The sequence below is a fragment of the Streptomyces sp. NPDC059743 genome (assembly GCF_042732975.1).
Classification (GTDB): domain Bacteria; phylum Actinomycetota; class Actinomycetes; order Streptomycetales; family Streptomycetaceae; genus Streptomyces.
The window spans coordinates 421,153-442,732 of the sequence record NZ_JBHWGS010000003.1 but is presented as its reverse complement, the minus strand read 5'-3'; the positions used below and the strand labels follow the sequence as shown (position 1 = coordinate 442,732).

Genomic DNA, 21,580 nt, shown 5'->3' with positions numbered 1-21,580 from the left:
GCCGCGCCTGATTCGGCTGCTCCTCGCTTTGCCGTGTGCGGCGTTTCGTGCCGCTGTCGGTGGCGTCCTGCGCGGAACTGTGGGGTGTCCCACACCGCCTTCAGGCGTGTCCCTCGTCACATACGGCGACGCCTCGCGACGGAGTTGTCCGATGCGCCGGACCGCCGCCAGGCGCGTCCTGCGTGCCCGTAGCGCCCGGCGCCGCCAACTCCCGCGTTATCGGTCCGTGGTTCGTTGGACGTAGGCCACCGGGTCCGCCAGGACCGCTCGTACCACCAGGGCCGCCGCGCCTCGGGCTGCGTCTCCTGCCGAGGAGGACGCGCGTAGGCGTCCGCTGTCGCGGGGCCAGAGGCCGGAGACCACGCGGGCCGTCAGTTCGCGGTCGGCCGACGGGGAGAGCCAGGGCATCAGTTCGCGGTAGATCCCGCCCAGCACGACCGCGTCCGGATCGAAGAGGTTCACCGAGCCCGACAGCACACGGCCCAGCATCACTCCGGCCTGTTCGACGGCCGCCACGGCCTGTGCGTCGCCGCCGCGTGCCCGGCGTTCCAGCTCGGCGACGCCCGGCACGCCCGAGTTCTCGTCGATGCCGGCCGCGCGCAGCAGCGCGGACTGACCCGCGTACTGCTCCAGACAGCCCCGCGAACCGCACCGGCACAGCGGTCCCTTCGCGTCGACCACCACATGGCCGATCTCTCCGGCGAACCCGTGCGCGCCGCGCAGCAGTTCACCGTCCAGCACCAGCGCGCCGCCGACGCCGATCTCGCCGGTGAGATAGAGGAACGTACGGAGGGGTCCGAGCCCGCCGAACCACAGCTCGGCCAGCGCCGCGAGATTGGCCTCGTTCTCCGAACTCACCGGCAGCGCGGGCACATCGGGCCGCAGCTCCGCCAGTGCCTGCGCGAACAGCTCCTCCGCCGGGACCCGGTTCCAGCCGAGATTCGGCGCCTGACGGACCGTACCTCCCGACACCAGCCCCGGCAGGGCGAGTTGGACCCCGACAGGGATCAACTCCTGCTCCGCGGCGGACTCCAGCGTACGGGCCGCGATCCGGGCGCCACGCGCCAGCACCTCGGCCGGGAGAGCGCCGCGGTTGTCGATGTGTTCGGTGAGCCGGACCCGGTCGGTGCCGGACAGATCGACCACGCACACCGACACATAGTCGATATTGATCTCGACACCGATGCCCGCGGGCCCGGAGCGTGTGACCTTCAGCACGGTGCCGGGGCGCCCGGCCTGTCCGCTGAACGTCTTGCCCGACTCGGAGAGGAATCCGCTCTCCAGCAACTGCTCCACCAGCGACGACACCGCTGCCCTGGTCAGTCCCACCCGCGCGGCCACCCCGGCCCTGGTCGCCTCTCCCTCGTCCCGCACTGCCCGCAGCACAAGACTCAGATTGTGCCGGCGCACCGTCTCTTTGTCGGCCTTGGGGCCGAGGGATGTGTGGTTGGTGTTCATCTCGCGGCCGAGCCTATGTGATGCGCGTCGCGCGAGGGACAGGGCGGTCGGGTGAGGGCCCGGCCGCCTGCTGCCGGGCATGCGGCCGAGCCCTCACCCGGGCTCTGGTCCGGGCCCAGGTCCTCACCCGGGCCCGCTGTTCCCGCCCGCTCACCCGGGCCCGCTGTCGTCTGCTCATCGCAGGGCGCCCGTTCGTCCGGGTCGCCGTCAGGTCAGTGCCGCGCCGGGACCGTTCCCGGCTCCGTCCGAGGGCCCCAGGACGGAGCCGTGCCGGTCAGCTGGCAGACCATGAGGTAGAAGGGGATCGGCGGAGTGTACGGAGTCGGCGCCTCGGGCCAGTGGATCAACCGCGGATGCGCCGCCGGGACGGTCGTACCCGATACATAGCGGGCCGGTGACGGCCAGGTGAGATCGAGATCGGAGCCCGCCGGCACGATCCACCACCACCACTCGGCGTCGGCGAAGACACAGCCCTTCTTGGGCAGCCGCGCCATCAGCCGGAAGCCGTGCTCCGCCGGGACGCCCACCGCGTCACAGCCCAGCGAGGCCGGCAGCGTGGGCGGCAGAGGCAGCTTGACGCGACGAGGCGCGAGATCGCGGCCGTCGCGCAGGCCACGTGCGAGCCGGTCCAGTGCGGTCCTCAGCACGGTTGCTCCGTTCCGTGTGGCAGTTCTCCGTGTAGCGGTTCTCCGTGCGAGAGCTCTGCGTGTGACAGCTCTCCGTGCGGGAGTTCGGCCCAGACCACACGCCCGGGGCCGTATCCCGATGTGTCATGGGCTCCCCAGCCGCTGCACAGGGAATCGACGAGAAACAGCCCACGGCCTCCCTCGCCCTCGGTCTCGTCCTGGGCGGCGTCGTGGAGCTGCGGCCCTGTCGGTCCGTAGCCCTGGTCCTCCACGGATATCCGCAGCCGGCCGTCGTCCTCACGAATCTCGCAGACGACACGGTCGCCGGCCGCGTGCACGATCGCGTTGGTGACCAGTTCCGAGACGACGAGCACCGCGGTGTCGCGGGCCTCCTCCTCCATCTCCCATCGGGCGAGCCGGTCGCGGGTCAGTTGTCTCGCCCGGGCCACTGACTCTGCGTGAGCGGGCAACTGGAATCCGTAACGCCGGACAACGTTGCCAGGGGGGCACACGGCTATGAGCGGGGGGGTGAGCGCTTTACCAGGTGCCACGACCGATTCCTAACGGTGGGGGAGCAGCGGCCGAGCGTGAAGCTCTCCCATGGCAGAGCCCGACAACCGCGTGAGCTGGTTCACCGATCCACTCTCCACCCGTCGGCGACACTTGGCAAGGGGCACTCTGAATTTTTCAGAGTGCCGTGTTCTTCGTGGCCTAGACATGGCAGACTGCTGGTAACCGTGCGTGGGGAGGACCCAAAGTGAGTGAACCGCGGTCCGCCCCGACCGTGGGTCAGGTCGTACTCGGCAGACGTCTGCAAGATCTTCGTGAGCGCTCCGGACTGAAGCGCGAGGAGGCCGCCAAGCTTCTCCGGGTGGCGCCCGCGACGATCCGCCGGATGGAGACCGCCGAGGTCGCCCTCAAGATCCCCTATGTACAGCTCCTGCTGCGGGCATACGGGATCCCCGAGGACGAGACCGAGGCCTTCGTCGAGCTCACCGAGGAAGCGAACAAGCCCGGCTGGTGGCAGAGGTTCCACGACATCCTGCCGGACTGGTTCAGCATGTACGTCAGCCTGGAGGGCTCAGCGTCCCTGCTGCGTGCCTATGAACCGCACTTCGTTCCCGGGCTGCTCCAGACCGAGGAGTACGCCCGGTCGGTCATGCACGCGGGGGCGGTGGGACAGGCACAGCCCGAGGACATAGAACGCCATGTGGCGCTCCGTATGGAACGCCAGTCGCTGCTGACCCGTACCAACGCACCCAGATTCTGGGTGATCATGGACGAGACCGTACTGCGCCGCCCGGTCGGTGACAGTCCGGACGTCATGCGGGAGCAGATCGACAGGCTGCTCGATGCCTCGGCCCTGTCGAATGTCACCCTGCAGATCGCGGAATTCTCGAGCGGACACCATCCCGGTACCTACGGGCCGTTCGTGATCTTCCGGTTCGCCGAACCGGAACTGCCGGACATGGTCTACAGCGAGTACCTGACCGGCGCCGTCTATCTCGACGCACGTCCCGAAGTGGCCACCCACCTGGAGGTCATGGACCGGATGGCGGCTCAGGCCGCAACTGCACAACGCACGAAGGAGATCCTCAGGGATCTCCGCAAGGAGCTGTGAATGGATCCCATATACAACGGCATGCCGGCCGCCGACCTCGGTGCCGAAGGCTGGCGCAAGCCGTGGAGTGGTGGCAATGGCGGCAACTGCATCGAGGCCATGAAGCTGGCCGACGGCAGAGTCGCGGTGCGCCAGTCCGCCGACCCTGACGGCCCCGCACTGATCTACACCACCAGCGAGATCGCCGCATTCATCCAGGGCGCGAAGGCGGGTCAGGCCGACTTCCTGCTCACCTGACCGACCGCTCACCGCTCTCACTTCTCATCGTCCACGTCCGCTGATTCGTCCACTGACTCGTCCGTCCTCCGTTCTTCCGCAGACACTGTGTTCCACAGATCCTGCTCATCGACCTTGAGACTCATGGAGCGCACATGACCGGGAACGATTCCATCGACACCAGCAGGCCGCATCCGGCCCGGGTGTACGACTGGTTCCTCGGCGGCAAGGACAACTATCCGGTGGACGAGGAGATGGCGAAGCAGTTACTGGCACTGGACTCCCGGGGGCCCGACATGGCACGGGTCAACCGGGCGTTCATGCACCGCGCCACCCGCTGGCTCGGCACCACCGGCGGCGTGCGCCAGTTCCTGGACATCGGCACGGGCATTCCCACCGAGCCCAATCTTCACCAGATAGCCCAGGAGGTCGCGCCCGACTCCCGGATCGTCTACACGGACAACGACCCGATCGTCCTCCGGCACGCCGAGGCGCTGCTCCGCAGCACTCCGGGCGGTGCCACGGAGTACGTCCAGGCCGATGTGCGCGAGCCGGAGGCCATCATCGAGGCGGCGGGAAGGATCCTCGATCTGGACCGTCCGGTCGCGCTCTCCCTCGTCGCGCTGCTGCACTTCATCCCGGACGAGGACGGCGCGTACGAACTGGTGCGCAGGCTGCTCGACCCGCTGCCGTCCGGCAGCTATCTTGTGCTCTCCCATGCCACGGGCGATTTCGACCGGGAGAGCGCCGGCCAGGCACGTGAGCTGTACCAGAAGCGGGCGCTCACCCTGGCCCTGCGGTCACGGGAGGAGTTCGCCGCGTTCTTCACGGGCCTGGAGCTGGTCGAACCGGGCGTCGCACTGGCCACGGACTGGCGTCCCGAGCTGGGAGAGGTCGTACCGGTCCCCGGTGACGAGCCCATCCCGGGATACGCAGGCGTGGCACGCAAGCTGTAAGTGGAATACGGGGGCGCGGCGCCGCAGCACTTTTCAGGTGCGCTGCGGCGCCGCGCGTATTCATCCCTGAGGTGTCGCGCCTAGGCGCCCACCCTGCGCTTGTTCCAGACGTCGAAGCCCACCGCCGCCAGCAGCACCAGTCCCTTGATGACCTGCTGATAGTCCGGGCCTATCCCGACCAGCGACATCCCGTTGTTGAGCACGCCCAGCACCAGTCCGCCGATGATCGCGCCGAACACCGTGCCGACACCGCCGCTCATCGACGCGCCGCCGATGAACGAGGCCGCGATGGCCTCCAGTTCGAAGTTGATGCCCGCCTGCGGCACACCCGCGTTGAGCCGGGCCGCGTAGACCATTCCGGCCAGCGCGGCGAGCACTCCCATATTGACGAAGACCAGGAAGGTGACCCGGCGGTCCTTGACGCCGGACAGCTTCGCCGCCGCGCGGTTGCCGCCGAGCGCGTACACATGACGGCCGACGACCGCGTTGCGCATGACATAACCGAAGCCGATGAGCAGCGCGGCGAGCAGCAGCAGGACCACCGGGACGCCTCGGTAGCTGGCCAGTGTCAGGGTGAAGGCGAGCACGGCCGCCGCCAGTCCCGCGCACTTGAGCAGGAAGAGTCCGCGCGGAAGGACCTCCAGCTCGTACGCCCGCTGCCGGCGCCGGTCCCTGATCTCCTGGAACACCGCCACGGCCAGCAGCGCGAGCCCCAGCAGCAGCGTCGGATTGTGGTAGTTGGTGACCGGGCCGAACTCGGGCAGATAGCCGGTCGCGATCTTCTGGAAGCCCTCGGGGAACGGGCCGAGCGAGCGTGAGCCGAGGAGGATCTGCGTACCGCCGCGGAAGAGCAGCATCCCGGCGAGCGTGACGATGAACGACGGAATGCCGACATACGCGATCCAGAAGCCCTGCCAGGCTCCGGCGAGCGCGCCGATGAGCAGTCCGACGACCAGCGCGGGCACCCAGGGCAGATCGTGCTTGACCATCATCACCGCGCTCGCGGCGGAGACGAACGCCGCCAGCGAGCCCACCGACAGATCGATATGGCCGGCGACGATGACGATCATCATGCCGATGGCGAGAACGAGGATATAGCTGTTCTGGAGCACCAGATTGGTGACGTTGTTCGGCTTGAGCAGCACACCGTCGGTCCAGATCTGGAAGAGCACGACGATCAGACCGAGCGCGATGAGCATGCCGTACTGCCGCATATTGCGGCGCGCGGCCTCCAGCAGCGGTGTGGTGGTGACCGGAGTCATGTCGACTACCTCGTGTTCCTGGTCATATGGCGCATCAGGACTTCCTGTGTCGCCTCCGCCCGTGGGACTTCGCCGGTGAGCCGGCCCGCCGCCATCGTGTAGACGCGGTCGCACATACCGAGCAGCTCGGGGAGTTCGGAGGAGATGAGGAGAACCGCCTTGCCCTGCGCGGCGAGCCGGTCGATGACGGTGTAGATCTCGTACTTCGCGCCGACGTCGATCCCGCGGGTGGGCTCGTCGAGGATCAGCACCTCGGGACCCGCGAAGATCCATTTGCTGAGGACGACCTTCTGCTGATTGCCGCCGGACAGCCGGCCGACCTGTTCGAAGACGGTCGGCGCCTTGATGTTCATGCTCGCGCGGTACGACTCGGCGACCCGGGTCTCCTCGTGCTCGTCCACCACGCCATGTCTGGCCACCTTGGCCAGGGCGCTCATCGTGATGTTCCTGCCGATGGTGTCGATGAGATTGAGCCCGTACCGCTTGCGGTCCTCGGTGACATACGCGATGCCGTGCGCGACGGCCTCCGGCACGGTCCGGGTACGGATCTCCCGGCCGTCCTTGTAGACCGTTCCGCTGATGTCATGGCCGTACGAGCGCCCGAAGAGACTCATGGCCAGTTCGGTGCGGCCCGCGCCCATCAGCCCGGCGATCCCGACGATCTCGCCTCTGCGGACCTGGACCGAGACTCCGTCGACGACCTTGCGCTGCCGGTCGATGGGATGGTGGACGGTCCAGTCGCGTATGTCGAGCGCGGGCTCCGCCGCCGGATCGCCCGCGTACGGTGTCCGCTCGGGAAAGCGGTGGTCGAGATCGCGGCCGACCATGCCCCGGATGATCCGGTCCTCGGTGGCCGATCCCGCCCGTACATCCAGGGTCTCGACGGTCCGGCCGTCCCTGAGGACCGTGACGGAGTCGGCCACTTCGGCGATCTCGTTCAGCTTGTGCGAGATGATGATCGAGGCGATGCCCTGGTCCTTCAACTCCAGGATCAGCCGCAGGAGTTGCGCGCTGTCCCGGTCGTTGAGCGCGGCGGTCGGCTCATCCAGGATCAGCAGTTTCACCCGCTTGGCGAGCGCCTTCGCGATCTCCACGAGCTGCTGTTTGCCCACACCGATGTCGGCGATCCGGGTCTGCGGGTGCTCACGCAGCCCGACGCGCTCCAGCAGCGCCGCCGCGTGTTTCAGCGTCTCGTTCCAGCTGATGATCCCACGGGTGGCGTGCTCATTGCCGAGAAAGATGTTCTCGGCGATCGACAAGTAGGGCACCAGGGCCAGTTCCTGATGGATGATCACAATGCCCCGGGCCTCACTGGCCCTGATGTCCCTGAAGGCGCACGGAGCGCCCTCGAAGAGGATCTCGCCCTGGTAACTCCCGTACGGATGAACACCGCTGAGCACCTTCATCAGGGTGGACTTGCCCGCGCCGTTCTCGCCGCAGACCGCGTGCACCTCTCCGGGAGCGACCGTGAGGCTGACATCGGAGAGCGCCCTGACGCCGGGAAAGGTCTTCACGATGGAGCGCATCTCCAGGACGGGAGCGCTCCTGTCGGAGACAGGCGCGGTGGTCATGTCAGATCACTCGCCTTGAGATAGCCGGAATCCACGAGCACCGACTTGTAGTTGGACTTGTCGACGCTGACCGGATCCAGCAGATAGGCCGGAACGACCTTGACCTCGTTGTCATAGGTCTTCTCGTCGTTGACCTCGGGCTTCCTGTCGTTGAGCACGGCGTCCGCCATTTGCACGGCTTGTTTGGCCAGCGCCCTGGTGTCCTTGTAGACCGTCTGCGTCTGCTGTCCCGCGATGATCGACTTGACCGAGGCGACCTCCGCGTCCTGCCCGGTCACCAGCGGATACGGCTTCGCGGTCGTCCCGTAGCCGTCGGACTTGAGCGCCGACAGGATGCCGATGGAGATCCCGTCGTACGGCGAGAGCACCGCGTCCACGCGCCGTGAGCCGTACGACTTGGTCAGCAGATCGTCCATCCGCCGCTGCGCGGTACCGCCGTCCCAGCGCAGTGTGGTGATCTGCTCCAGCCTGGTCTGGCCGCTCCTGACGACGAGCCGCTTCGCGTCGATGTACGGCTTGAGCGTCTTCCAGGCGCCGTCGAAGAAGTACCGCGTGTTGTTGTCGTCGGGCGAGCCGGCGAAGAGTTCGATACTGAACGGGCCTTTGCCGCCGCCGTCCTTCAGACCCAGCTTGTCGATGAGATACGTGGCCTGGAGGACGCCGACGCGCTCGTTGTCGAAGGACGCGTAGTAGTCGACGTTCTCGGTGCCCAGGATCAGCCGGTCGTACGAGATCACCTTGATGTCCCGGTCGGCGGCCTGCCGCAGGACATCGGTGAGGGCCCGGCCGTCGATCGCCGCGATCACCAGGACGTCCACACCTTTGGTGATCATGTTCTCGATCTGGGAGACCTGCTGGGCGACATCGTCCTCGCCGTACTGGAGATCGGTCCGGTAGCCGAGCTTCTCGAACTGGGCGACCATATTGGCGCCGTCGGCGATCCAGCGCTCGGACGACTTGGTCGGCATCGCGATACCGACGGTGGATTTCTCCTCGCCCTTCGACTCGTCCTTGCTGCCGCCCTCGCTGTTCTGCCCGCAGGCGGCGAGGGAGAGCGCCAGGGACAGGGCGGTGACGGCGAGTGCGGCCCGGCGGGCACGGCGGATACGCATGGGGGCATCAGTCCTTGTCTTGGGTGAGAGGAAAGCGGCTGAGCGGTCCCGGCAGCCGGGAGCCGAGCGGTGACATCCCGCCGTCGGCGCCGTGCCGGACGAGCAGATCGAGCACCAGCCGGCCGCGCCGGACCCGTTCACGGGCACTGCCCAGCGCGGCGTCGCGGAGCTGTGCGCCGTACGGATAGATGGCGGGCGACTTCGAGAGCCCGAACTTGAGATAGAGAGGCGCGCCACGCCGGATCAGCTCCGCCGTCTCGTACATCCGGACATAGCCGCCGAGGTCGTCGGGCGCCTCCACATAGAGGTCCATCGGGGCGCGGCTGCCGCGGCGGATCTCGGTGAGATGGGCGAGCGTGAGATCCGAGGGCACATTGATCGAGTCGGCACCGAGGCGCTCGAACACCGCGTAGGACGCCGGATTGACCGGGCCGACCAGCGCCGAGACCTTGAAGGTGGTGTCGGCGGGCAGCACTCCTCGGGCCCGCAGCCGGTGCAGAGTCCAGAGCACGCCCTCGTCGGCGACGAGCAGGCATCTCACACCGAGTTCCGCCGCGCGCAGGGCGTCCTCGACACAGCCGGCCATGGCGCCGTGGCCACGGGCGCGCAGTCCCGCGCCGCCGGAGTCCGTACGGGTCGAGCCGCCGGTGTCCCAGGTGCCGCGCGGTCCGGTGAACAGACACAGCTCCACCGCGCGGGCCGCGCAGGCGTCGGCCATCTCGGTGATCTCGGCGTCGGAGAGCATCCAGACGCCGCTGCCCTGGCTGACCCGGTGGATCGGCACACCGAGGCGGTCGGACTCCTGGAGGACGACGGAGAGGCTCTCGGGTCCTTCGACGGAAGGGATCTCGGTGCGCCAGAGCCCGCCGTCGGGGAAGGTGTGCGGCGAGGCGTCCGCCGGATTGTCGTCGGGCGCGGCGAGGCCGAGCGTGGCGAGCGCCTGCTCGCCGGGACGGCGGTGGGCGGGGGCTGATGCTTCGGTCACGGACGAGTCCTTCGGTTCGGTGGGCACGTCGGGTGTTGGTGAATGTTCGATATGTCGAACGTGGTTCGGGATGGCGGGCGTATGGGGATACGGTGTGCTGCCGGGCCGGTTCGGTCCGGGCTGGTCCGGGCCTGTCCGGAGCCGGGGCGGGCCGGAGCCGGAGCGGCGGCGGGTCAGGGGACGAGCAGCACCTTTCCGGTGCCCGGTCCGCCTCCGCCGACCAGCGCCACGGCCTCGCCGTACCGCTCCAGCGGGAATTCATGCGTCACCAGCGGTCCCGGAGTGAGCACGCCGGTGGTGAAGGCCCGTACGGCGAAGGACCAGGCGGCGGACGGCGCTCCGAACACGCTCCGTATCGTGAGCTGGTTCAGCGACAGATGCACCGGATCGATACCGCGCGCGCCGGGCGTGAACATTCCGGTGAGCACCACCCGGCCGCCGCGCCGTGCCAGCAGACAGGAGGAGGCGGCCGTGCTCGGAGCGCCCGCCGTCTCCACCACCAGGTCGTACCGCCCGCGCAGCTCCTCGGCCTCCGCCGCCGTGGCCGCTTCGGTCGCGCCGAACTTCCTTGCCAGTACGGTCCGTTCGGTGCGCGGATCGATCACCGTCAGCTCGCCGGGGGAGAAGGCGGCCAGAAGCTGTACGGCCAGCAGCCCCAGCGTGCCCGCTCCCACCACCGCGATCCGCTCGCCCGGCTCCGGCCGGCCCGACCGTACGGCAGCCGCGACCACCGCGGCCGGCTCCAGCAGGGCGGCGGCACGCAGATCCGCGCCGTCGGGCAGCGGATGCAACAGCCGTACGGGGACGACGACATGGTCGGCGAACGCGCCGGGCCTGGTGAAGCCGGTCTCGTCGTATCCGCGGTCGCAGAGCGAGGTCTCGCCCGTACGGCACCGCGCGCAGGTCCCACAGGCGCGGAAGCCCTCGGCGACCGTCCCGCGGTCCGTCAGTCCCGGATCCACTCCCTCGCCCACCAGATCGACGGTGCCCGCCCACTCGTGTCCCGGCACCACCGGATAGCGCACATGGTCCGCGTCGCGCCGGCCGTCGTACAGCTCGCGGTCGCTCATACAGATCCCGGCGGCGGCGACCCGTACCCGTACCTCACCGGGCCCAGGTACGGGCTCGGCGCCGCGCACCAGCCGATGGACTCCGGGACGGTCGACGACGACCGACCGGCTGCCGCCCGCCGGTGTCCGCGCCGGCGCGCTCACCTGGGCGCCTTCGGCTCGCGCTTCTCCCAGCCCTCGGCCCAGAGGTCGAACCGCGCCTGCCGCTGCGGGAATTCGGCCGCCGCCTCCGCGTCGAATCCGACACCGAGACCGGGCGCGTCCGACACCTCGAAACAGCCCGTGGCCGGATCGACCTGCGGAGCTCCGGTGACCAGCTTCTTGATCTCCGCGTCCGCGAAGTCGTTGAAGTGTTCGAGGATCTTGAAGTTCGGTGTGCAGGCGGCCAGTTGGAGGCTCGCGGCGGTCAGCACCGAACCGCCGACATTGTGCGGCGCGACCAGCACGTAATGCGTCTCGGCGGTCGCCGCCAGCTTTCTGGTCTCCAGGATGCCGCCGATGTGCCCGACGTCCGGCTGGATGATGTCGGCCGCCTGCGACTCGAACAGCTCCCTGAACTCGATCCGGTCATGGATGCGTTCGCCGGTCGCGATCGGCAGGTCCACCTTCCGCGCGACCTTGTCCAGCGCCTTGAGATTCTCCGGCGGCACCGGCTCCTCCAGCCAGGCCGGAGCGTACGGGGCCAGCTCGTGCGCGAGCCGTATCGCCGTCGACGGGCTGAACCGGCCGTGCATCTCCAGCATCAGCTCGGTGTCCGGCCCGATCGCGTCCCGTACCGCCTCGATCAGCGCCACCGCCTCGTTGCTCGCCGCCCGGTCCAGCTCGTAGTGCCCGGTGCCGAACGGATCGATCTTCAGGGCCCGGTAGCCGCGCTCCACCACCGCCCGCGCCGCCTTGTGATAGGCGTCCGGAGTGCGCTCGGTGGTGTACCAGCCGTTGGCGTACGCCTTGACGCGGTCGGTGACCTTTCCGCCGAGCAGCTGCCACACCGGCACGCCCAGCGCCTTGCCCTTGATGTCCCAGCAGGCCATCTCGACGACCGCGATGCCCGACATCACGATCTCGCCGGCCCGTCCGTAGTCGCCGTACTTCATCCGCCGGACGAGATCCTCGACCGCGAACGGGTCCGATCCCCGCAGGTGGTTGGTCTCCGCCTCGCGGAGATATCCCGTCAACGCGTCGGTCCTGCCGAGCATCCGGGTCTCACCGACACCGGTGAGTCCCTCGTCCGTATGGACCAGGACATAGGTGAGATTGCGCCACGGTGTACCGACGACATGTGTGCTGATTCCCGTAATACGCAAGGCGGTTGCCTCTCGTGTCCGCGGTGGGCCCCTTGTGCTTGTTCGGTATTTCGTCACACGTTCGAAATCGTGGCGTGACGGTATTCAGGCACTCCGAGAGGTGTCAATGGGTCGCGCGCCGGTTAGCCTGTGTTCGTCATTCCGGCCGGTGGCCGACGTACCGAACGAGAGAGATGGGTGGTCGGCCATGGGACGGCTGGTCCCCGCGGTGACACGGGCCCTGGACATACTGGAACTCTTCCTGGAGGGAGACGGCACGCTCTCCGCTCCCGAGGTGATCCGCCGGCTCCAACTGCCGCGTACGACCGTGCATGAGCTGCTCACCACGCTCGCGGCCCGCTCGTATCTGGCGCCCGTCCCCGGCGAACCGGGCCGCTACCGCCTCGATGTGCGCACCTATCAGCTCGGCAGCCGATACGCGGAACAGCTCGATCTGGCCGCCGAGGGCGGACAGGTCGCCCGCGAGATCGCCGAGACCTGCGACGAGACCGTCCATGTGGCGATCCTTGAGGACACCGACGTGATCTATATCGCGAAGGTGGACTCCACCCACGCGGTCCGTATGGTCTCGGCCGCGGGCCGTCGGCTGCCGGCCCACTGCACCTCGGTCGGCAAGATGCTGCTCGCCTCGCTGTCCGAGACCGAGCTCGAACTGCGCATCGCCGGGCGCGAGTTCATCGCCATGACACCGGCCAGCGTGACCGATCCCGATGAACTGCGCGCGGAACTGGCGGAGATCAGGGAGCGCGGTGTCGCGGTCGAGCACCGGGAGTCCAATCCCGATGTGAGCTGTGTGGCCGCGCCGGTACGGGACAGTACGGGCCGGGTCGTCGCCGCCCTGTCCATCTCCGTACCGATGATCCGCTGGAGCGACGAGCGCGAGGAGGAGCTGGCGCTGCTCGCTGCCAAGGGCGCGAGCACACTCTCCGTACGGCTCGGCCATCGGGGACGGGCATGAGGGCGGGTACGAAGGCCGGAGGCGCGCGATCCCGACTCGCCGTGGCGGTACGGGAGTCGGCCCTGCTCGGTGAGGGACCCACCTGGGATCCCGCGTCCGGCCGGCTGATCTGGGTGGACATCCTCTCCTCGCGTGTCCACACCTACGATCCGGCCGACGGCCGCCGTACGGTCATGCTCGCCGAACAGCACGTCGGCGCGGCGAAACCGCGCGCCGGCGGCGGTCTGGTGGTCAACCTCCGGGACGGCATCGGGCTCTACGGACCCGACGGAGCCTTCTCCTGGCTGATCCACGATCCGGTCCCGGGCCGCCGCGGCAATGACGCGGCGGTCGCTCCCGACGGCTCGCTCTGGGCCGGGAGCATGCGGTACGACGAGAGGGACGGCGGCGGCGCGCTGATCCGGGTGGCACCCGGCGGCACGGTCACCGAGGCGCTCACCGTGACGGTCGGCAATGGGACCGGCTGGAGCCCCGACGGGCGGACGATGTACTACGTCGATTCGCCCACGCGCCGTATCGACCGGTTCCGCGTCGACGGTGAACGGATCGCGGACAGAAGTACCGTGGCCACGATCGAGCGCGGAGCCGGCCTTCCGGACGGGCTCACCGTCGACGCGGACGGCTGTGTCTGGGTGGCCCTCTGGGACGGCGCCCAGCTCCGGCGGTACACGCCGCGCGGCGAGCTGGACCGTACCGTCGAACTGCCCGTACGGCGTCCCACCGCCTGTGCCTTCGGCGGTCCCGGGCTACGGGATCTCTACATCACCTCGGCCCGTACGGGCCTCGTGCGCCCGCATCCGCTCGCCGGCTCGCTGCTGGTACTGCCGGACGCGGGCCAGGGAGTGCCCGGAACGCCTTTCGCGGGCTGAGCGGTGTGAGAGGCGGGCGCCCGGTCCGCGAGAATGGAGGCATGGCCCGACGTCCCACTCGATCCGCCCGTCCTGACCGTACCGCCCGACCTGACCGATCCGACGCCGTCACCGGCGCCTCGCCCTGTCCCTGCGGGCTGCCCGCCGCGTACGGCGCGTGCTGCGGGCGCTTCCACTCCGGATCCGCCACCGCGCCCACGGCGGAACTGCTGATGCGCTCCCGCTACAGCGCCTTCGCCGTGCACGACGAGCCGTATCTGCTGAAGAGCTGGGATCCCGCGACCCGGCCCGCCGGTGTCGGTCTCGATCCCACGGTGCGCTGGACCGGGCTGGAGATCCTGGAGACCACGGACGGCAGCCCGTTCCACACCACCGGCACCGTCACCTTCCGCGCCCGCTTCAGCCACCGTGGCACACCGGGCGTGCTGCACGAGCGGAGCCGCTTCGCCCGGCACGACGGCGCCTGGGTGTATGTGGACGGCACCTTCGTGGAGTGAGCCGGCTCGCCGACGGCATGCGGCTCCGCAGGATCACCGCGGCGCCAGCACCTCCGCCAGGTCGTACCGCACCGGTTCCTCCAGCTGCGCGTACGTACAGCTCTCCGGCGTACGGTCCGGCCGCCATCTGCGGAACCGTGCCGTATGCCGGAACCGGTTGCCCTCCATATGGTCGTACGCGACCTCGCACACCCGCTCGGGCCGCAGCGGCAGCCAGGACAGATCCTTCGTACCGGACCAGCGGCTCGGCGCGCCCGGCATCCGCGCGCTCTCATGGGCGGACTCATCGGTCCAGGCAGCCCAGGGATGGCCCTCCGCCGACTCCATCCGCAGCGGCGCCAGCTCCTCGATCAGCTCCGCGCGGCGCTTCATCGGGAAGGCCGCACTGACGCCGACATGCTGGAGGGCGCCCTCGGAGTCGTACAGCCCGAGGAGCAGCGAACCGACCACGGGACCGCTCTTGTGGAGGCGGTATCCGGCGACGACGGCATCCGCGGTCCGCTCGTGCTTGATCTTGTACATCAGCCGGGCGTCCGGCCGGTAGAGCAGATCCAGCGGCTTGGCGATCACGCCGTCGAGCCCGGCGCCCTCGTACTGGTCGAACCACTGCCCGGCCAGTTCGACATCGGTGGTGGCGGGCGCGAGATGGACCGGAGGACGGACTGCGGTCAGCGCGGCCTCCAGCGCCTCTCTGCGCCGCGCCAGCGGTGTGTCGAGCAGCGAGGCGTCGCCGAGGGCCAGCAGATCGAAGGCGACGAAGCTGGCCGGCGTACGCTCGGCGAGCATGTCCACCCGGGACTTCGCCGGATGGATGCGCTCGGTGAGCCGGTCGAAGTCGAGCCGGTTCCCATGGACGATGACGATCTCGCCGTCCACCACACAGCGCTCGGGCAGCTCCGCGCGCAGGACCGTGACCAGCTCGGGAAAGTAGCGGGTGAGCGGCTTGCCCGTTCTGCTGCCGATCACCACCTCGTCGCCGTCACGGTGGACGATCGCCCGGAAGCCGTCCCACTTGGCCTCGTACTGCATCCCGGGCGGGATACGGGCCACGGACTTGGCGAGCATGGGCTTCACAGGAGGCATCACCGGCAGATCCATGCCCCGATTCTGCTCGGGAACATGGCGCGCCGCCCGATGTGCGCTCCGCCTGGTACACGGGCCGGCCGATGTGCCCTCCGCCCGATGTGCGGTCCGCCCGTGCCCGGCCTAGCCTGGCCCCCATGGGCGCAGCGGTGGAGCTGGAGGCGGACGGCAGGACCGTACGGCTGTCCAGCCCGGACAAGGTGTACTTTCCCGAGCGCGGCTTCACCAAGCTCGATGTCGCGCGCTACTACCTGGCCGTGGGACCGGGAATCCTGCGGGCGCTGCGGGACCGGCCGACCACCCTGGAGCGCTATCCGGAGGGAGCCGAGGGCGAGTCCTTCTTCCAGAAACGGGCGCCGAAGAATCTGCCCGACTGGATTCCCACGGCCCGGATCGAGTTCCCCAGCGGCCGTTCGGCCGACGAGATCTGTCCCACGGAGGTCGCCGCCGTGCTCTGGGCGGCGAATCTCGGCTGTCTCACCTTCCATCCCTGGCCGGTACGCAGAGGCCGCACCGACCATCCCGACGAACTGCGTATCGATCTGGATCCGCAGCCGGGCACGGACTTCAAGGACGCGGTCAGAGCCGCCCATGAGCTGCACGGCTTTCTGGAGGAACAGGGACTGCACGGCTGGCCCAAGACCTCCGGCGGCCGTGGTCTGCATGTGTTCATCCCCATCGAACCGCGCTGGACCTTCACCGAGGTCCGCCGCTGCGCCATCACCATCGGCCGTGAGCTGGAGCGGCGGATGCCGGGCCGGGTGACCACCGCGTGGTGGAAGGAGGAGCGCGGCGAGCGCATCTTCGTCGACTACAACCAGACCGCCCGCGACCGCACCATCGCCTCCGCCTACTCCGTACGTCCCCGGCCGCGCGCTCCGGTCTCCGCGCCGCTGCGCTGGGCGGAGCTGGACGAGGTCGCACCGGACGACTTCGATGTGGCGACCATGCCGGTGCGCTTCGGCGAGATGGGCGATGTGCACGCGGACATGGCGGAGCGGGCGTTCGGTCTGGAGGGCCTGCTGGAGCTGGCCGAGCGGCAGGAACAGGACCATGGGCTCGGCGACATGCCGTATCCGCCGGACTATCCGAAGATGCCGGGAGAGCCCAAGCGCGTCCAGCCGAGCCGGGCCAAGCGGCAGGACGAGAAGTAGCGCGGGACGGCACCGTGCCCCCCTCTCCGCCGGAGAAGGGGGCACGGCGTACGCGCATGAGCCGTCAGCCGGGGGCTACAGCTCCTTGATCCGGATGCTGCGGTACGAGATCACATCCGTCGTGCCGTGGACCTGGAGCCCGACATAGCCGGTGGCGTACCGCCGGCCGTCCGTGCCCGGGTCACCGGCGCGCGGCGGAGTGAACGTCTGCCCGCCCAGATTGTCGAACTCGTTGATCACCACACCGTTGCGCAGGATCGTGTAGTGCTGGTCGACCACCCGGATCTCGTAGTCGTTCCAGGTGCCCTTCGGAGTGACGCCCGCGTTGCCCAGACCCACACGGTCGAAGCCGTAGATCGAGCCGGTCTTGTACATGTCGCCGTCCGGGCGGTCGAGGATCTGGACCTCGTGCCCGTAGTTGATGGCGACCCACTCGGGCCGGGACTCCTCCGGGTGGTTGTGGACATACGGGAAGCGGACGAAGACACCGCCGTTGGCGTTGCCGTTGCCCGGAGCGTCGTCACGGAACTGGAGCTTCAGCGAGAAGTCGCCGTACTTGCGCTCCGGGAACCACAGCATGCCCATGCCCTCGACGGTGGTGCTGCTGGTGATCGCACCGTCGCCGGAGAGCGCGAACCGGCCGCCTCCCACCTGCTCCCACTTGGCGAGCGATTCCGCCGTGCCGTCGAAGAGATCGCGATAGCCCTCGGTCTGGCCGGGCTTGCCGATCTTGGACTGCTTCGCGGCCTTGGTTATCTTGTTGAACTCGCGCTGGTCGATGACATTGTCGGCGAGCAGCTTGTCGAGCACGGTGTCGACATGCTTGAGGAAGAGGGCCTGCGAGGTCCACTCCCGCTCGTCCTCGATCAGCTCGTTGATGGTGCACCGGCTACGGGTCAGCCGGTTCGGCACACCCGAGTCGACCGTGCCGACGATGACCGTCAGCCGCTCGTCGTACTCCGGGCAGTTGGGCGCGGGAACGCCGCCGCCCTGCGCGATGGTGAACGACACCTGCTTGGCCTGCGAGGTGTTGCCCGCCTTGTCGGTCGCGCGGTGCGCGAACGTGTGATATCCGACCCGGTCGACGATGACGGGAACCGTGTACGCGAGGTACGGACCGCCGTCGAGGGAGTACTCGACCTTGTCGACACCGGACTCGGCGTCGGTCGCGGTGAGCGTCACCTTGGCGCTGGTGATGAACGCGCCGTTGGCGTTCTTCTCACCGGTCACGGCCGCCGAGGTCACCGGCGCGGTGGTGTCCTGAGCCGGTGGCTCCACGACGGTGAAGGCGACGGACTTCTCGGCCGCCGCGTTGCCCGCCTTGTCGGTCGCGCGGTAGCGGACCGTGTGCGTGCCCACCTGATGCACCATCACCGGCGCGGTGTACGGCTGCCAGGCGCCGCCGGCGCCGAGCGCGTACTCGATGGTGTTGACGCCCGAGCCGGTGTCCGAGGCGGTGACGGTGACCGTGGCCATCGACAGATAGTTGCCCGCGTCGTTCCGCTCGCCGCTCACGGTCGCCGAGGTCTCCGGCGGGGTCGTGTCATCGGTCGGCGGGGCCACGACGGTGAAGGCGACGGACTTCTCGGCCGCCACATTCCCCGACTGGTCGGTGGCCCGGTACCGGATCGTATGGCTGCCGACCTGGTCGACCACCACCGGAGCGGTGTACGGCTGCCACGGTCCGTCGGCCCCGACCGCGTACTCGGTCGTGGCCACACCGGAGCCCTCGTCGGTCGCCGTCACCGACACCGTCGCCGAGCCGACGTACGCGCCGTCGGCGTTCTGCTGGCCCGCCACCGTGGCGTTGGTCGTCGGAGCGGTGGTGTCTCCCGGGCCGACCTCGGTCACGGTGAGCACACCGGTCATCTGGCCGTGCCCAGGGATGGAGCAGCGGAAGCGGTACTTGCCCGGTGTCAGATTGACCTCGGCGGTGTACTTCCCGCCGTTGGCGTCACTGGGATTGGCCAGGATGTTCAGCGAGACATCGTTATTGTACTCGGGATCCGACACATCGAAGGTCAGTGTGTGCGGCATTCCCGTGGTGTTGCCGGTGGCCTCGCTGTTCTCGAAGACGATCGTGGTCGGCCCGGCCAGCGCGGTGGTCGGGAAGCTGAGATAACGGTCGATCGGGTCGCCGGCCGTCCAGGTCAGCACCTGGGCCGCGGCTGCCGCCTTCCCGCCGCCCGTCAGATCGACGGGCCGGCCGTACGCCGCCGTCGACGTCAGGCCCAGCACCATCAGGAACGCGCCCACCAGGGCCGTCCACACTCGTAGCGGGCGATACCTGAGGAGGGAACGATGGGATCGATGTCTCACTGCGTCGCCTTCCTGGCCAGGTCGGAGGCGGCCGGAGTCGGCTCGCCGCCCTTGTAGGTCACATGCCACAGCGCGGACTGGGAGTCGGAGGTGAAGAAGCCGCGCCCGTAGTCGAGGACATAGAGCGAGCCGTCCGGCGCGAACTTCCAGTCCATGAGGTTGCGGATACCGCCCTGACCGACCGGGATGATCTTCTTCAGGGTCTCGGCGTGCACCGGCAGACCGCCCTTGCCGACGGTCTTGGGATCGGTCAGCACCGCGTGGCGCGGGCTGTCCGTCGCGTCGTAGAAGTCACCGACGAACCACTTGCCGTCCCAGTACTCCGGCCACTTGACCGCGCTGGTGCTCTGTGCGTCGTACCGGTAGACCGGGCCGTCCATGGTCGCCTGGCCGCCGCCCTTGAGCCATGGCAGGAGGTATTTTGCCTCGGCGGGCTTGTAGCTCGGGATGCCGTTGGCGTCACGCGGATAGTCCGGAGCGCCGCCCTGCGGTGAGTACCAGATGGTGTTCGGCGTGATGGGCGGCAGATTCACCAGACCGTCGTTGTTGGGCGACTCGTTCTTGGGCGCGTTGCAGTTGTACCAGCCCAGCGGCTTGGACGGGTCGGGCAGATTGCGGTCCCGGTAGGGCTGGTTGTTGCCCATGCAGAACGGCCAGCCGTGATTGCCCGCCTTGGTGATCGCGGAGAACGTGTCGTACTTCGCCGGGCCCCAGACGGTGCTTGGCGAGCCCGCGTCGGGACCGACCCAGCCCGCGTAGAGGATGTCGGTCTTTTTGTCGATGGAGATACGTGCCGTGTTGCGCACGCCCATCACATAGATCTCGCCGCGCGTCTTGCCGCCGCCCTCGTCCATCTCCTCGCCCGTGAACAGATTCCCCGCGGGCAGGGTGTACGTGCCGTCGGGCTCCGGGTGGATACGGAGGATCTTTCCGTTCAGATTGTTGGTGTTGCCCGCCGTGCGGCGCGCGTCGGCGAAGGAGACGCCCTTGTAGTTGGGCTGCGGGTTGTTGCCCGAGTAACCGTCGCTGAAGCCGGACGAGTTGTTGTCGCCGGTCGCGATGTAGAGGTTGCCCTTGGAGTCCCAGGCCATACCGCCGCCCGCGTGGCAGCAGCTGTGGACCTGTACCGGCCACTTCAGCAGGACCTTCTCGGAGGCGAGATCCAGCTTGTTGGTCGCCAGGTCCAGCGTGAAGCGGGAGACACGGCGCTCGGCCATCTGCGTGTCACGGTTGAGCTGGGAGTGCGGTGTGTAGTGCAGATACACCCAGCCGTTGGTCTCGAACTTCGGGTCCAGCTCGATACCGAGCAGCCCTTCCTCGACCTTGACCAGCTCGTCGCCGCCGCCCTTGTTGCCGAAGACCGTCAGCGCGCCCGCGAGCGTCACCTTCTTCGTCGCGGGATCGTAGACATGGATCTGGCCCAGGCCCTTGCCGATCTCCGGATTGTTCCAGTCGGTCACCACGGGAGCGGCGTTGTCGCCACCGCCGCGGCCGATGTACAGCACGCGTCCGTCGGGCGCCACGACCAGTCCGTGCGGCTCGCCGATCTGGTCCTGCTGACCGGGCTGGTTCGCCTGGGTGACGCGCTCGGCCCGGTAGTTGCTGTCGATCGTCGCCTTGCAGTCGGCCTGTGAGAGCCGTGTCGTCCACTGGAGGGCGCCGCGCAGATGGTCGCGGAAGTCGGTCTCCGCGTACGACTCGGGCGTACCGCCCATGCCGGTGTAGAAGGACCGGCCGCCGTCGTAGTCACGGCACCAGGAGATGGGGTGGTCCGCGCCGTTGGCTCCGGTGCCCGGCTGGTAGCTGGCCTCCCTGACGCGGGCGACGGTGTGCACCTTGCCGCTCGGGTTGGCCGACCAGTTGAACCACTTGTCCGGCCGCTTCCATTCGAGCGGAAGGTTCTTCGTGGCCGGATTGATACGGTCACCGACCTCGACGGTCGCGCGCTGCACCGTGGTGGGAGCTCCGGTGGGCCGGGCGCCGATCAGCCCGGTGAACCAGTCCGAGTACGGCTCCGTACGGGCCGCGTCATGGATACCGAGGAAGCCGCCACCGGCCTCCACATACGCCTCCAGCCCGGCCTCCTGCTCGGGATCGAGCACATCGCCGCCGCCGGTGAGGAAGACGACCGCGTTATATTTGCCCAGCTTGGTCGCATTGGTGAAGACGGAACCGTCGTCCGTCGCTTCTGTCTTGAACCGGCCGGCCGTGGGGCCCGACAGACCGATGGCCTCGATGGCCTCGATCCCGGCGTTGACGATCGGTGACTCCTCGGTGGCCGAGGCATGGAAGACAAGGACTTTGACGGTCTTTCCGCCCGGAGGTGACGGAAGGGACAACGTTGTCGAAGGCGGCTCCGGGTACGGCTTGGCCGATGCGGCGGTGCCGCCCAGCAGTGACGCCGCCATCGCGCCGGCCACCAGGGCCGCGGCCATTCCGCGCCTGGATCTAGACCGGTGATGTGGTGCGCGCTGCATGTGTTCACCCACCCCTCTGTGGTCATAGCAACAGCGAACGAA

Annotated in this window: 19 protein-coding genes; 7 read left to right on the top strand and 12 right to left on the bottom strand. The window is 68.7% G+C overall.

Annotation, left to right across the window (positions count from 1 at the left end; genetic code table 11):
• Nucleotides 1-216: 216 nt before the first annotated feature.
• The 3 genes from ACFV6H_RS07700 to ACFV6H_RS07690 all read right to left on the bottom strand — a co-directional run bounded on the left by ACFV6H_RS07700 (nucleotide 217) and on the right by ACFV6H_RS07690 (nucleotide 2,635).
• Nucleotides 217-1,458: an ROK family protein gene (locus tag ACFV6H_RS07700; RefSeq protein ID WP_385539559.1), complete on the bottom strand. Its 1,242-nt coding sequence runs from the start codon at nucleotides 1,456-1,458 to the stop codon at nucleotides 217-219.
• 212 nt (nucleotides 1,459-1,670) lie between these two features.
• Nucleotides 1,671-2,105, bottom strand: a complete 435-nt coding sequence (locus ACFV6H_RS07695) for a hypothetical protein (RefSeq protein ID WP_384975226.1) — start codon at nucleotides 2,103-2,105, stop codon at nucleotides 1,671-1,673.
• A complete protein-coding gene (locus tag ACFV6H_RS07690) occupies nucleotides 2,099-2,635 on the bottom strand; it encodes an ATP-binding protein (RefSeq protein ID WP_385539556.1) in 537 nt (178 codons plus the stop codon). Before ACFV6H_RS07690 ends, ACFV6H_RS07695 begins: the two co-directional genes overlap by 7 nt.
• 206 nt (nucleotides 2,636-2,841) lie before the next feature.
• Here ACFV6H_RS07690 and ACFV6H_RS07685 point away from each other — a divergent pair, with 206 nt between their 5' ends.
• From ACFV6H_RS07685 to ACFV6H_RS07675, 3 genes are all read left to right on the top strand, one after another.
• Nucleotides 2,842-3,705, top strand: coding sequence for a helix-turn-helix domain-containing protein (locus ACFV6H_RS07685; protein WP_384975224.1), 864 nt, complete (start codon nucleotides 2,842-2,844; stop codon nucleotides 3,703-3,705).
• Nucleotides 3,706-3,942, top strand: coding sequence for a DUF397 domain-containing protein (locus ACFV6H_RS07680; protein WP_066954884.1), 237 nt, complete (start codon nucleotides 3,706-3,708; stop codon nucleotides 3,940-3,942).
• Between the two features lie 134 nt (nucleotides 3,943-4,076).
• Nucleotides 4,077-4,877: an SAM-dependent methyltransferase gene (locus ACFV6H_RS07675; RefSeq protein WP_385539553.1), complete on the top strand. Its 801-nt coding sequence runs from the start codon at nucleotides 4,077-4,079 to the stop codon at nucleotides 4,875-4,877.
• A gap of 80 nt (nucleotides 4,878-4,957) precedes the next feature.
• Here the strand turns inward: ACFV6H_RS07675 and mmsB are convergent, their stop codons facing one another.
• From mmsB to ACFV6H_RS07645, 6 genes are all read right to left on the bottom strand, one after another.
• Nucleotides 4,958-6,139: a multiple monosaccharide ABC transporter permease gene (mmsB, locus tag ACFV6H_RS07670; protein WP_384975222.1), complete on the bottom strand. Its 1,182-nt coding sequence runs from the start codon at nucleotides 6,137-6,139 to the stop codon at nucleotides 4,958-4,960.
• A gap of 5 nt (nucleotides 6,140-6,144) precedes the next feature.
• Nucleotides 6,145-7,710: a multiple monosaccharide ABC transporter ATP-binding protein gene (mmsA, locus tag ACFV6H_RS07665; protein WP_385539551.1), complete on the bottom strand. Its 1,566-nt coding sequence runs from the start codon at nucleotides 7,708-7,710 to the stop codon at nucleotides 6,145-6,147.
• Nucleotides 7,707-8,822 carry a multiple monosaccharide ABC transporter substrate-binding protein gene (chvE, locus tag ACFV6H_RS07660; protein WP_384975220.1) on the bottom strand — a complete coding sequence of 372 codons (1,116 nt, stop codon included), beginning with the start codon at nucleotides 8,820-8,822 and terminating at the stop codon, nucleotides 7,707-7,709. Before chvE ends, mmsA begins: the two co-directional genes overlap by 4 nt.
• A gap of 7 nt (nucleotides 8,823-8,829) precedes the next feature.
• A complete protein-coding gene (locus ACFV6H_RS07655; RefSeq protein ID WP_385539548.1) occupies nucleotides 8,830-9,807 on the bottom strand; it encodes a hypothetical protein in 978 nt (325 codons plus the stop codon).
• Nucleotides 9,808-9,980: 173 nt separating this feature from the next.
• On the bottom strand, nucleotides 9,981-11,021 hold the full coding sequence (locus ACFV6H_RS07650; protein ID WP_385539546.1) for a zinc-binding dehydrogenase: 1,041 nt from the start codon (nucleotides 11,019-11,021) through the stop codon (nucleotides 9,981-9,983).
• Nucleotides 11,018-12,181, bottom strand: a complete 1,164-nt coding sequence (locus tag ACFV6H_RS07645) for a mandelate racemase/muconate lactonizing enzyme family protein (RefSeq protein ID WP_385539544.1) — start codon at nucleotides 12,179-12,181, stop codon at nucleotides 11,018-11,020. The genes ACFV6H_RS07650 and ACFV6H_RS07645 overlap by 4 nt, the downstream gene beginning before the upstream one ends.
• Nucleotides 12,182-12,368: 187 nt before the next feature.
• Between ACFV6H_RS07645 and ACFV6H_RS07640 the strand changes: the two genes are divergently transcribed.
• The 3 genes from ACFV6H_RS07640 to ACFV6H_RS07630 are packed head-to-tail and all read left to right on the top strand — an operon-like array spanning nucleotide 12,369 to nucleotide 14,505.
• Complete coding sequence (locus ACFV6H_RS07640; protein WP_384975216.1) at nucleotides 12,369-13,139, top strand: IclR family transcriptional regulator; 771 nt, start codon at nucleotides 12,369-12,371, stop codon at nucleotides 13,137-13,139.
• Nucleotides 13,136-14,008, top strand: a complete 873-nt coding sequence (locus tag ACFV6H_RS07635; protein ID WP_385539541.1) for an SMP-30/gluconolactonase/LRE family protein — start codon at nucleotides 13,136-13,138, stop codon at nucleotides 14,006-14,008. Before ACFV6H_RS07640 ends, ACFV6H_RS07635 begins: the two co-directional genes overlap by 4 nt.
• Nucleotides 14,009-14,049: 41 nt before the next feature.
• Nucleotides 14,050-14,505, top strand: a complete 456-nt coding sequence (locus ACFV6H_RS07630; RefSeq protein ID WP_385539539.1) for a YchJ family protein — start codon at nucleotides 14,050-14,052, stop codon at nucleotides 14,503-14,505.
• Nucleotides 14,506-14,538: 33 nt separating this feature from the next.
• Here ACFV6H_RS07630 and ACFV6H_RS07625 read toward each other — a convergent pair whose 3' ends face one another.
• Nucleotides 14,539-15,603: an ATP-dependent DNA ligase gene (locus ACFV6H_RS07625; RefSeq protein ID WP_384791466.1), complete on the bottom strand. Its 1,065-nt coding sequence runs from the start codon at nucleotides 15,601-15,603 to the stop codon at nucleotides 14,539-14,541.
• A 122-nt stretch (nucleotides 15,604-15,725) separates the two neighbouring features.
• Between ACFV6H_RS07625 and ligD the strand changes: the two genes are divergently transcribed.
• A complete protein-coding gene (ligD, locus tag ACFV6H_RS07620; RefSeq protein WP_385539537.1) occupies nucleotides 15,726-16,742 on the top strand; it encodes a non-homologous end-joining DNA ligase in 1,017 nt (338 codons plus the stop codon).
• A 75-nt stretch (nucleotides 16,743-16,817) separates the two neighbouring features.
• Here the strand turns inward: ligD and ACFV6H_RS07615 are convergent, their stop codons facing one another.
• Nucleotides 16,818-18,983, bottom strand: coding sequence for an OmpL47-type beta-barrel domain-containing protein (locus ACFV6H_RS07615; protein ID WP_385539805.1), 2,166 nt, complete (start codon nucleotides 18,981-18,983; stop codon nucleotides 16,818-16,820).
• A 74-nt stretch (nucleotides 18,984-19,057) separates the two neighbouring features.
• On the bottom strand, nucleotides 19,058-21,538 hold the full coding sequence (locus ACFV6H_RS07610) for a ThuA domain-containing protein (RefSeq protein ID WP_385539535.1): 2,481 nt from the start codon (nucleotides 21,536-21,538) through the stop codon (nucleotides 19,058-19,060).
• Nucleotides 21,539-21,580: the final 42 nt, after the last annotated feature.